The sequence below is a fragment of the Acinetobacter kyonggiensis genome, assembly GCF_900107285.1.
In the GTDB taxonomy this organism is placed as follows: Bacteria; Pseudomonadota; Gammaproteobacteria; order Pseudomonadales; family Moraxellaceae; genus Acinetobacter; species Acinetobacter kyonggiensis.
In genome coordinates, this window is sequence record NZ_FNPK01000028.1 from 1 (window position 1) to 12,337 (window position 12,337).

Genomic DNA, 12,337 nt, shown 5'->3' on the forward strand with positions numbered 1-12,337 from the left:
AGCTGAAAAGAATTGCCCTTTGCGTTGTAGATGTTTGAAACACAAATCATTGACATAATTCCAGACAAAATTCACCTCAGATGCTAATTGGTCTAGCACCTTGCAATGTTTGTCTTTTATGCGTAACTTAAGTGTTTTCATCGGCTTATATTAGCTTATGTTAAACTAAAAGTGTTGATTCTTAAAAATCAAACGACATTTCATCTCGTGTCGCTTATATCCTCGGGCTAAACCCCAATGTTTTACGCTCCATTTGATAAAAAAGGGGAATATTGAATATTCCCCTTTTTTACATCTTGATGATTTGAATTAATCAAACAAACCAAAGAATGATTTTTTCTTCGGTGATGATTTATTGTCATCACCATCCATCGTGTCTTGCAATTCTTTTAACAACTCACGTTGACGCGAGGTTAAATTCACTGGTGTTTCAACCACGACTCGGCAGAGCAAATCACCTTGCATACTGGTACGTACAGGTTTAACCCCTTTACCACGTAAGCGGAACATTTTGCCAGTTTGAGTTCCCTCAGGAATTTTCAAACTCACGCGGCCTTCCAGTGTTGGAATTTCAATTTCTTTACCCAACGCAGCATCAGCAATGCTCACTGGCACGTCCATATAGAGGTCTGCGCCATCACGTTGGAAAATTTCGTGTTCACGCACGACAACTTCAACGTACAAATCACCAGACTGGCCATCACGAATGGCTTCGCCTTTGCCCGTTAAGCGGACGCGGTCGCCATTGTCTACGCCAGAAGGAATCGTCACTTCAAGCGTTTGTTGACGATCAGACACACCTGAACCATGACATTTCGTACATGGGTTCTTAATGATAGTACCCTGACCACGACAGCTGCCACAAGTTTGCTGCACAGAGAAGAAACCCTGCTGCATACGCACTTGACCCGCACCATGACAGGTTTTACAGGTTTCCACATCTTTAGGATTTTTTGAACCTTTACCATCACAAGCATCACACGGTGCTGGTGCAGTAAAGGTAATGGTTTTTTTCACGCCCTTAACCGCTTCTTCAAGGGTCAGTTCCATCACATAGCGAAGGTCCGAGCCACGGCGTGCGCGTTGTTGACCACGTCCACCGCCACCACCAAAAGCGCCACCAAAGATATCGCCAAATTGGCTAAAAATATCTTCTGCGCTGAAACCACCACCACCAAAGCCGCCACCGCCGCCGCCCATACCACCTTCAAAGGCACTGTGCCCCATACGGTCATACATACTGCGTTTTTCACCATCCGATAAAATTTCATAAGCTTCAGCAGCTTCTTTAAATTTATCTTCAGCTTCAGGGTTGTCTGGGTTACGATCTGGATGATATTTCATCGCCAACTTACGGTAGGCTTTTTTAATTTCATCATCACTAGCGGTTTTAGCGACGCCCAAAACCTCATAATAATCACGTTTAGCCATGTCTGGCGATGCTCCTCACGGAATTTCATTAATACTTAACTGTGGACTGAAATTGGGGGTCAATCCAAATTTTACAAGGGGGACAGTGTAAAAAAGTTGAGTTCGATTAGAAAACAGCTTTATTTTTGACAAAGCGAGACAGACCTTTCAGCCACGCATTGAGCAAAAACAAAAAGGCGATAAGTGAGAATACCACACCGGCAACGGTACAACCGGTGACCCAAAGTGCGCTATTCCAATAAAAGAAAATGAGTGGAATAAACCACAGTGCAGCAAAAAAAACCAAAATGGCATAAATCACAATATTACGCATGACCCACAAGGCTTGAGCTTGCAACCAAACTTCCACATTGTCTACTTGTGTGATTTTACGCGCATACCAGTATGCAAATACACCACTAATCACAGTAAATAAAGCGAAAAACATGAAGACATAAGAAATCGCAATAGAACGGCGAAGTCGGCTTAAGTTGTCTTGCTTCATGTGCATTTTAACCCCATTTACTACACGCTTAGTTTTTTAATCTGCAGTAAATTGCTTTAGAGAAATGTATAAGAATATAAGGTGCTACTATATTGAAATTTTCAATATTTCGCACCTCATTATTGTCACAAATTTAGTGACTCTCAGTATTTTTTCTCACTTTAAAGCATTGTGCATACAATGCAGGTAAGAAGAACAGCGTCAACAGGGTCGCAACAATCAATCCACCCATAATCGCAACGGCCATTGGACCAAAGAAAATACTGCGCGATAACGGAATCATGGCCAAAACTGCTGCCAATGCAGTCAGCACAATCGGGCGACAACGTCGTGCTGTCGCATCAATAATGGCTGACCAAGGATCATGCCCCGCTTGAATATCTTGTTCAATCTGATCAATCAAAATTAAGGAATTGCGCATAATCATGCCCGACAGTGCAATCGTTCCTAACATCGCAACAAAGCCAAAAGGTTTATTGAACAATAACAAGAACAGCACCACACCAATTAAGCCTAAAGGGGCAGTCAATAACACAATCATAGCGCGTGACATACTCTTGAGCTGAATCATCAATAGCGTCATCACCACGGCCAAGAAAAAGGGCATACCGGCATTGACAGAGCTTTGCCCACGTGCCGACTCTTCAACCGTTCCGCCCACTTCAACCAAATAACCACTGGGCAATTCAGCACGCAATTGCTCCATTTTTTCAGCCAGTTCCCCAACCACGGTCGCAGGTTGTAATTTGCTGCGAATATCCGCCCGTACCGTAATGGTCGGTAAGCGGTTACGATGCCAAATCAAACCATCTTCAAAGCTATATTCAATTTTAGCAATTTGCGCCAACGGTACAGAAGCCCCATTGGCAGTCGGTACGGCTAAGCTGGATAATGATCCAACATCGACCCGTTCTGCTTGGTCACCACGCAAACGAATTTCAATCAATTCACGCTTCTCACGGTATTGATTAATGGTGGCGCCACTAATTGAACTATTGAGGAAGTTTGCCAGATCCAGACTCGACACCCCCATTTGACGGGCACGATCTTGATCAATATTTAAATGAATGATTTTGCTTGGCTCACCCCAATCCAAATGTACGTTGCTGGTATTCGGATTATCACCAATCACGGCTGCAACTTTGTGTGCCCATTGACGGACTAAATTCAAATCTTCACCTGAAACACGGTATTGCAATGGATAGCCCACCGGTGGACCATTTTCTAATAACGATACGCGCGTCCGAACATCCGGCAGTAATTTACGAATTTCTTGATCTAAGGATTGGCGAATTTCATCACGGTCATCTAAAGATGAAGCCAACACCACAAATTGGGCAAAACTGGCCTGCGGCAATTGTTGATCGAGCGGTAAATAGAAACGGGTTGAACCTGTACCGACATACGCCACATAGTTATCAATGCCATGCTTTGTCGACAAGAATTTTTCGACCTTCTTCACTGCATTTTCGGTTGAAGTTAAAGATGCGCCTTCTTCTAACTTTAAATCGACCAGAATTTCTGCACGGTTCGATGCTGGAAAGAACTGTTGCGGCACCATTTTAAACATCAAGACCGACAACACAAAAATACCCACGGTGGTCGCAATGACTGTTTTACGGTAAGTAATACAGGTATTTACCCATCCTCTAAACGTTTGATAGAACTTGGTTTGATAAGGATCATGCTGTTCACCCACATGCTGCAACACAGGTTTGGGTTCAGGTTGCTTGCGTAGACGTGCCCATAAACGCTGATGCCACGGTGCTTTTTCTGGCGAGTGATTAAAATCAGGCAGTAATTTGTCACCTAAATACGGCACAAAAAGAACGGCGGCAAACCATGACACAATTAGAGCAATGGTCACCACTTGGAAAATAGAACGCGTGTATTCACCTGTACTCGATGCTGCGGTGGCAATCGGCAAAAAGCCTGCTGCGGTAATTAAGGTTCCGGTCAGCATTGGAAAAGCTGTGGTTTTCCAGGTAAATCCGGCGGCCTCTAAACGACTATAGCCCTGCTCCATCTTAATCGCCATCATTTCAATGGCGATAATGGCGTCATCCACCAATAAACCGAGTGCTAAAATAAGCGCACCCAATGAAATTTTATGTAACCCCACATCGAATAGATGCATGCCTGCAAAGGTCATGGCAAGCACCAGTGGAATGGAAAATGCTACCACTAAACCGGTACGGAAACCCAGTGAGAAGAAGCTGACCAGCAACACGATAATCACTGCCTCGGCCAAGACTTTCATGAATTCATTGACGCTGCGTTTTACCGCCACAGGCTGATCAGACACTTTTTTCAGTTGCATACCTAAGGGCAACGATTTTTGTAACTGAGCAAATTCCGTTTCTAAGTTTTTACCCAGCGCTAGAATGTCTCCGCCTTTACGCATGGAGACGGCAATGCCAATGCCATTTTCACCCATAAAACGCATACGCGGCTGCGCGGGTTCACTAAAGCCACGATAGACTTCAGCAACATCGCCCAATTGAATGGTTTTCCCTGCCACCAAAAGTGGCATTTTTTTCAGTTCATCGACACTTTGCAACTGACCACTGACGCGCATTTGAATACGGTCTGTGCCGGTTTCAAAGAACCCTGCACTGGCCACCGCATTTTGTTGTTGCAATACTTGTTGAATTTCCGTCACCGGAATACCCAGTTGCGTGGCTTTGGTATTAGACAGTTCAATCCAGATTTTTTGGTCTTGCAAGCCCACCAAATTGACCTTACCAACATCTTTAACCCGTTGCAGTTGTAACTGTAAGCGGTCGGCATATTCTTTTAATATCGCGTAGTCAAAATCTTTGCCTGTTAAAACATAGATATTACCGAAAGTATCGCCAAACTCATCATTAAAGAAAGGTCCTTGTACACCACTGGGGAGTTGCTGTTTGATATCGCCGACTTTTTTCCTGACTTGATACCACACATCTGGAATTTGACTCGAACGTAATGAATCTTTCGCAACAAAAGTCACCATCGATTCACCGGGACGCGAATACGCCATGATCCGTTCATAATTGCCCGTGCTCATGAGTTCTTTTTCAATACGGTCAGTGACCTGTAATGACACTTCTTTGGCTGTTGCACCCGGCCAATAGGTTTGAATCACCATCACCTTAAAAGTAAAAGGCGGGTCTTCACTTTGTGCAAGCTTGGAATAAGACACGATTCCAACGATTGCCAACAGCAACATAAAATAAAGAATTAAGCCTTTATTTTTCAGTGCCCATTCCGACAAGTTATAGTTCATGGTTGCCTTGTGATCTGGCTTCATGATGGCGCTCCTGCCTGAATTTTAACAGTACGGTTTTCACGGTCAATCGGCTGGATTTTTTGTTTTTCACGCAATAGATGCACACCACCAATCACCACATAATCCGTAGCATTTAAACCCGATAATACTGGCACACTATCATGCCCATAAGCGCCTAAACTGACTGGTACTTTATGAATGCTCTGGTCTGATTTCACCACCCAAACATAGGCTTGTTGACCATTGGCAGAAACACTTGATAATGGCACGCTCAAAACATTCTGGTGTAATTGATTAAAAAATACGCGCGCACTTTGCCCCAGTTGAATGGCAGCATTGCCTTCACGTAAAGCCACCTTGACACTAAAGGTGCGCGATTGATCAGCTGCGGGTGAAATTTCACGCACATAAGCTGCAAATTTATCTTCAGGTTTTGACCATAAAGTAATCCATGCCGTTTGACCGACTTTAATCTCTGCAATGGCTTGTTCAGGCACACCAATCACCACGTCACGATCTCCAGCAATCGCCACTTGATAAGCAGCTTGCCCCGCAGCAATCACCTGTCCGACTTCAATATTACGTGCCGTAATCACGCCATTTTTATTGGCAACCAGCTGGTTATAACCGGTTTGGTTACGGCTGACGTCATAATTGGATTGTGCCTGTTTTAAGTTTGAGAGCGCCGCTTTATATTGGTTATCGACAGCATCATATTGCGAGCGGCTGACCGCATTAATAGGCAGTAATTGCTTAAAGCGTTTCAGTTCATCTTCTGCATTTTTTGCCGCAGATTGAGCATTTTCCAGTTGAGCATTCGCCGCATTAAGTTGTAGTTGTGCATCCTGAACATCCAGTTTTGCCAGTACTTGCCCAACCTTGACTTGATCACCGACATCGACATAACGTTCAACAATTTGCCCTCCCACCCGAAACGCTAAAGCGGTTTGTTGGCGTGCTTGTACATCTCCGGCATAGCTTTTTTGTTCGTTATGGGTACTATTGGGTTGAGTCACCATGACAAATGGGACGGATTCTGTTTCGGCTACATCCTTGCTGCATCCCCATAAGGTCACACTGCAAACGATGATCATGCTGGCAACAACGGTCTTACTTATGCTCATGAAGTTCGCTCTTATTTAAAAATGATTTTTAAGGCAAAATAAGGAGTATCTTAAATTGATTGTTTTTTAATTAATATACCCAGCGGTACATTAATTATAACTTGAGGGTCAAATCAATGACCTTTCTTGATTTTTTTTGGAAAAAATTGTGCAAACACATGTCGGTCGCCCGAAAGACTTAGAGAAACATCAGCAAATTTTAACTGTGGCAAAATGCGTATTTTTAAAATGTGGTTATCATGGCTCGAGCATGAATCAAATTGCGCAAGAAGCAGGGGTCACTAAACTGACTATCTACAATCACTTTCAAGATAAAGCCAATTTATTTGTCTGTGCGATTGAAAAAACCTGCGAAGAATCCATCAGCACGCGCCCAGTAACATTATCTGCGGACAGTGATTTTAAAAAAGAATTTACACAGCTCTGTGCATTAGCACTGAATATTGTCAATTTACCTGAAGCGATTAAATTAGAACTGTTATTGCTGGAACTGGCGGCTGAACAAAATCCACTGGCACAGAAATTTTACGATGCATCCCATCTTCGCATGAATGCAATCTGGGAAGACTTTTTTCAGCAAGCGATTACACTCGGTTTTATTCGCACTGAAAACTTAAAAACCCTCACTTTGCTGATTTTATCGTTATTACTCGGGATGCGTCATCATGAAGTCCTGCTGGGTATTCGTGCCGTTCCTACGCTAGACGAAAAACAGCACATTATTTTCACCAGTATTGATCTATTTCTGATGAAATATAGTATGACACGATAATATTAAGATTCTAAATAACGCAGCAGCACAGGTTCAGGCATACTCATTGCAGTAGATCGCAGATTAATTCAGCAAAATATGACCTACTTTTGTCTGCCCCTAGTAGGAATGTAGGCATTTCACGATATAGTCGAAATAACAAGAATCGGAGAGTGAAAAATGATTCAACAAATTGATGCTCCACTGCGTGAAGATGTGCGCTTACTCGGTAATCTTTTGGGGGAAACCTTAAAGGAACATGCAGGACAAGATTTGTTTAATCAGGTCGAACAAATTCGTGCGCTGTCGAAGGGCGCTCGGGATGGTCAGGTTGAAGCAGAAAAACAACTGGAACAGCTGTTCTTTAGTTTAGAAGATGATGAAATTCTGCCGCTCACACGTGCATTTACCCATTTTTTGAATTTTGCCAATATTGCCGAACAGTACAATGTGGTTCGCAGTCGGCGTAAAAGTGAATTTGATGAACATGCACCGTCACCCAATCCACTCGATCATCTGTTCCAAAAATTCAAAGACCATGACATTTCATCAAATACGCTCTTTCAGCAAATTTGTGAACTGAACATTGAATTGGTACTCACTGCGCATCCCACTGAAGTCAGCCGTCGTACCTTAATTCAAAAATATGATGGCATTAATGAGTGCCTGTTTAAAGCGGATCAACAAAAACTCACGCCGCGCGAACGTAAAGCAATCTTAGAAGAATTAAAACAACTGATTTGTTCTGCATGGCAAACCGATGAGATTCGTCAACATCGTCCAACGCCTGTCGATGAAGCAAAATGGGGCTTCACCACCATAGAACAAACCCTGTGGAATGCTGTACCCAAGTTTATTCGTGAACTGGATGAAATGGTGCAAGACCACTGCGGTCAACGTTTACCTTTGACTATTGCACCGATTCGGTTTGCCTCTTGGATGGGCGGTGACCGTGATGGTAACCCGAATGTTACGCATAACATTACCCAAGAAGTGCTTTGGCTGTCACGCTGGAAAGCGGCGGATTTGTACTTACGTGACATTGAAGCTTTACGTTGGGAACTGTCGATTCAGAACTGTAGCGATGAACTGATACAGGCACTGGGACACAAACATCCAGAGCCGTACCGTGAGTATTTACGTGATACGCGCGAACGCTTAAAAGCTACGCACTACTGGTTGGCGCAAAAACTGCAAGGACTTGAGGCCGATGACAGTTTGGTCATCAAAAGCAAAGATGAATTATTACAGCCTTTATTACTCTGCTACCGTTCACTGATTGCCAGTAACTTGCCTGAAATTGCCAATGGCAAACTGCTCGATTTTATTCATCGGGTCAATTGTTTTGGCATTGAACTGCTAAAACTGGATATTCGTCAGGAATCAGGTCGTCATCGCCAAGCGATTTCAGCCATTACCGAATATTTAGGTTTAGGCAATTTTGAAACATGGACCGAACAAGCACGCCAGAATTTCTTATTGCAAGAATTACAAAGCAAACGTCCATTACTGCCTAAGCATTTAAATGAACCGAAACAAAGCCTGATTGAACATCCCGATGTGCAAGAAGTGTTTGCCACCATGCGCACTTTGGCCGAACAGCCTGAGGAAAGTTTAGGGGCTTATATTATTTCCATGGCGGAATATCCAAGTGATGTTTTGGCGGTATTATTGCTACAAAAAGAAGCTGGCATTAAACATCCGCTCCGCGTCGTGCCTTTGTTTGAAACCCTAAAAGACTTAGATGGCGCAGCCGACACCATGAACACCTTGTTCAATATGCATTGGTACAAACAGCATATTCAAGGTAAACATGAAGTCATGATTGGCTACTCGGACTCAGCCAAAGACGCGGGCTTTATGTCTGCCAACTGGGCGCAATATCGTGCACAGGAAGAACTTACCGCTGTAGCGCAAAAACATGCGGTGCAATTGACCCTGTTTCATGGTCGCGGTGGTTCAATCAGTCGCGGCGGTGCACCGACTCAACAGGCGTTATTTTCCCAGCCGCCGGGGTCTATTTCCGGTGCGATTCGTGTTACCGAACAAGGCGAAATGATTCGCTTTAAGTTTGGACTTGAAGGCATTGCACTGCAAAATTTAGAGATTTATACCGCAGCGACTTTGGAAGCCACATTACTGCCACCACCGGTGCCTAAAGATGAATGGCGCGACTTGATGCATCGCATGACCGATTTATCTGTACAGGTGTATCGTGAAACCGTACGTGAAAATCCACATTTTGTGAAATACCTGCGTACCGTCACCCCTGAACTTGAATTACAAATGTTACCGCTAGGTTCACGTCCTGCCAAACGTAAAGTCAGCGGTGGGATTGAATCCTTACGTGCCATTCCTTGGGTTTTTGCTTGGACACAAATTCGCTTAATGCTTCCGGCTTGGCTCGGGACAGGTGCAGCGATTAATCAAGTACTTGATCAAGGGCAAAAACCCTTGCTCGATGAAATGTTACAACAATGGCCCTATTTCCAAACCCTGATTGATATGTTGGAAATGGTGTTGTCTAAAGCCGATAGTCATGTTGCCTTATATTACGAATCGCATTTAACCGATGATGAAGATTTAAAAATATTGGGCGAACAACTGCGTCAACGCTTAAAAGATGCGGTACAAACCTTATTGGCATTAAAAGGCGAATCGCAACTGCTCAGTAGCAATGATGTACTGGATCAATCCATGAAAGTGCGCAAACCTTATTTGCTACCGCTACATTTATTGCAAGCTGAACTGATGAAACGTCGTCGTCGCTATTTGGCAGAACGTCAGGCAGAACATACTCCTGTCGATCACGCACTCATGGTCAGCATTGCTGGAATTGCAGCAGGATTACGTAATACTGGTTAAGCCTTCAAAGCTCATCATACAAAAAAGCACATCTTTGGATGTAATGCCAGTCAGTTAAGAAACTGACTGGCATTTTATTTTTTAAGTTCATGATGTTATTCGATACACGGAAACGTCATCCGCAACTGTTCGAGGAAAGACTACTTTGAAAAAGTAAGGTTTCTGCGATGAATTGATCAATAAAAGGGATTTGACGAGTTTTGCGGATGACAGATGCTTTTGGTTCTTTTGGCTAAACAAAAGAACCAATGAGCTCCAAAAATTTGATTTAAAACGATAAGACTCCGTCGTGAATAACTAAAAAGCTAAGAAGTTAATTGTAACTCCCTTAACTGATCAGTATTACATCTTTAGATGTGCTTTTTATCTTTCAGCGGCAATTGGCAAAATAAATCATCTTTTTTGATAAACATCATAAAAAAAATTATTCATTATTCCAACGCAAGTCAGCCAAATTAATTGCATGATTTAACTTTAATTTTAAGTAAAAAAACATTTACCAATTGGTAAAATAACTAAAAAAGTCAGCAGATTAATTTTAATAAAAGTAGAGTGGCATAGCTTAAATCTTACAAAAACAAGAGTATGATGTGCTCAATTTGTTTTTAGAGTGCTCATTTTATGTCCAATTGGTTCCCCAACTGGCGCCCATATGAAGGCAGTATCGATGCCCGTCCTGTAGGTACAAATGAATACCTTCCTCCTGCACAAAGTGTTGTATTGGGCATACAGCATGCCTTTGCCATGTTTGGTGCAACAGTTCTTGCACCTTTCTTGATGGGTTTTGATCCAAATCTGGCCATTTTAATGTCAGGGATTTGTACCATCCTGTTTTTCTTGGTTACAGGTGGTCGTGTACCGAGTTATTTAGGTTCCAGTTTTGCCTTTATTGGCGTAGTGATTGCAGCCACAGGTTATGCAGCTTCAGGCACAGGCGCACCAAATGCCAATATTGCTTTAGCTGCTGGCGGCATCATGGCGTGTGGTGTGCTATATGCCATTTTTGGTTTTATTGTCATGGCAACAGGCACCAACTGGATTGAAAAACTCATGCCTCCAGTAGTTACGGGTGCAGTGGTCATGATTATCGGTTTAAACCTTGCACCTGTAACGGTTAAAGGTGTGGCTGGTAATAACTTTAATATGTGGATGTCACTGGTCACTGTACTGTGTATGGGTTCAATTGCCGTATTCAGCAAAGGTTTATTACAGCGCCTGTTATTATTGGTTGGGCTATTGCTTGCTTACTTGATCTATTACATTGTTGCAAATGTCATGGGGTATGGTAGCGCGATTAATTTCACCCCGATTCAACAAGCCTCATGGTTTGGTGTTCCCACTTTCCATTCACCTGTATTTGATTTTAATGCCATGCTGATTATTGCGCCAATTGCATTAATTTTAGTGGCTGAAAATTTAGGCCATATTAAAGCAGTCAGTGCCATGACCGGTGAAAATCTGGATCCACAGATTGGTAAAGCCTTTGTGGCCGATGGTATTGCAACCACCTTGTCTGGTGGTGTCGGTGCGCCGGGTATGACGACTTATGGTGAAAATATTGGTGTCATGGCAGTAACCCGTGTGTATTCCACCATTGTCTTTGTGATTGCCGGTGTCTTCGCGATTTTCTTAGGTCTTTCACCAAAATTTGGTGCGGTGATTCACACCATTCCAACCGCAATTTTAACTGGTGCTTCAATTGTGGTCTTCGGTTTAATTACCATTGCCGGTGCGAAAATCTGGATTGAAAATAAAGTCGATTTCTCAAAAAACAAAAACTTAATGGTGGCTGCGGTAACCATTATTTTAGGTACGGGTGACTTTGCACTGCAATTTGGTAACTTCAACCTCGGTGGTATTGGTACGGCAACTTTTGCAGCACTCATTCTAAACTGGTTCTTTAGCTTGGCCGATAAATCTTGACATCCTGTTCCTTAATATGTAGTCAAACATAGTCAAGTGTCTTGTTTCCAAGCTTGTAACTAGAGCCTAAGTCGGAGTGTCTAGTGTGGCTCAAAAGCCTGACTTAGCCAACCAGATAACTGCTTTGGAAAATTTCTGCACTGCAAATGGTTATGCTGTCACGGAATGGGTATCGGAGATAGGTAGTGGCTTAAATTACAATCGAAAGAAATTTAATAAGCTTTTCCTTGATATTGAAATGGGCAATGTTTCAATGTTGATCATTGCTCACAAAGACAGGCTTGTGAGGTTTGGTTTTGAGTGGTTTGAGTCTTTTGCAGAAAGACACAGCTGCAAAATAATTATCATGAATCAAGAATCCCTTTCCCCAGCAGAAGAAGTTACACAAGACCTCTTGGCAATTATTCATTGTTTTTCTTCGCGCCTTTATGGATTAAGAAAATACCAAGACAAAGTTAAAAAATTGGTGCAGACCAAGGAACAATAAT

The 12,337-nt window shown here is 42.9% G+C and carries 7 protein-coding genes and 2 pseudogenes; 4 read left to right on the forward strand and 5 right to left on the reverse strand.

Annotated features, from left to right (window positions below):
• The 5 genes and pseudogenes from BLV99_RS18105 to BLV99_RS15490 form a co-directional block, all read right to left on the reverse strand.
• A pseudogene (locus BLV99_RS18105) lies at window positions 1-141 on the reverse strand (RNA-guided endonuclease TnpB family protein); the annotation flags it as partial.
• 168 nt (window positions 142-309) lie between these two features.
• The gene (gene dnaJ / locus BLV99_RS15475; RefSeq protein WP_092692340.1) at window positions 310-1,431 is read right to left on the reverse strand and encodes a molecular chaperone DnaJ; all 1,122 of its coding nucleotides are present in this window, start codon (window positions 1,429-1,431) and stop codon (window positions 310-312) included.
• A gap of 106 nt (window positions 1,432-1,537) precedes the next feature.
• On the reverse strand, window positions 1,538-1,915 hold the full coding sequence (locus tag BLV99_RS15480) for a hypothetical protein (protein ID WP_092692369.1): 378 nt from the start codon (window positions 1,913-1,915) through the stop codon (window positions 1,538-1,540).
• Between the two features lie 133 nt (window positions 1,916-2,048).
• Complete coding sequence (locus tag BLV99_RS15485; RefSeq protein WP_092692371.1) at window positions 2,049-5,183, reverse strand: efflux RND transporter permease subunit; 3,135 nt, start codon at window positions 5,181-5,183, stop codon at window positions 2,049-2,051.
• A gap of 20 nt (window positions 5,184-5,203) precedes the next feature.
• A complete protein-coding gene (locus BLV99_RS15490) occupies window positions 5,204-6,310 on the reverse strand; it encodes an efflux RND transporter periplasmic adaptor subunit (protein ID WP_092692342.1) in 1,107 nt (368 codons plus the stop codon).
• Window positions 6,311-6,458: 148 nt separating this feature from the next.
• Between BLV99_RS15490 and BLV99_RS15495 the strand changes: the two genes are divergently transcribed.
• The 4 genes and pseudogenes from BLV99_RS15495 to BLV99_RS15510 all read left to right on the forward strand — a co-directional run.
• Window positions 6,459-7,082 carry a TetR/AcrR family transcriptional regulator gene (locus BLV99_RS15495; protein WP_092692373.1) on the forward strand — a complete coding sequence of 208 codons (624 nt, stop codon included), beginning with the start codon at window positions 6,459-6,461 and terminating at the stop codon, window positions 7,080-7,082.
• A 159-nt stretch (window positions 7,083-7,241) separates the two neighbouring features.
• Window positions 7,242-9,926: a phosphoenolpyruvate carboxylase gene (gene ppc / locus BLV99_RS15500; protein ID WP_092692345.1), complete on the forward strand. Its 2,685-nt coding sequence runs from the start codon at window positions 7,242-7,244 to the stop codon at window positions 9,924-9,926.
• A gap of 621 nt (window positions 9,927-10,547) precedes the next feature.
• A complete protein-coding gene (locus BLV99_RS15505) occupies window positions 10,548-11,849 on the forward strand; it encodes a solute carrier family 23 protein (protein ID WP_004649701.1) in 1,302 nt (433 codons plus the stop codon).
• Between the two features lie 76 nt (window positions 11,850-11,925).
• Window positions 11,926-12,336: pseudogene (locus BLV99_RS15510) on the forward strand (IS607 family transposase); the annotation flags it as partial.
• Window position 12,337: the final 1 nt, after the last annotated feature.

Excerpts from the sequence above, each read along its gene's own strand:
- dnaJ (WP_092692340.1), bottom strand. The coding sequence starts at position 1,431 with ATGGCTAAACGTGATTATTATGAGGTTTTGGGCGTCGCTAAAACCGCT.
- ppc (WP_092692345.1), top strand. The coding sequence starts at position 7,242 with ATGATTCAACAAATTGATGCTCCACTGCGTGAAGATGTGCGCTTACTC.
- BLV99_RS15485 (WP_092692371.1), bottom strand. The coding sequence starts at position 5,183 with ATGAACTATAACTTGTCGGAATGGGCACTGAAAAATAAAGGCTTAATT.
- BLV99_RS15480 (WP_092692369.1), bottom strand. The coding sequence starts at position 1,915 with ATGAAGCAAGACAACTTAAGCCGACTTCGCCGTTCTATTGCGATTTCT.
- BLV99_RS15490 (WP_092692342.1), bottom strand. The coding sequence starts at position 6,310 with ATGAGCATAAGTAAGACCGTTGTTGCCAGCATGATCATCGTTTGCAGT.
- BLV99_RS15505 (WP_004649701.1), top strand. The coding sequence starts at position 10,548 with ATGTCCAATTGGTTCCCCAACTGGCGCCCATATGAAGGCAGTATCGAT.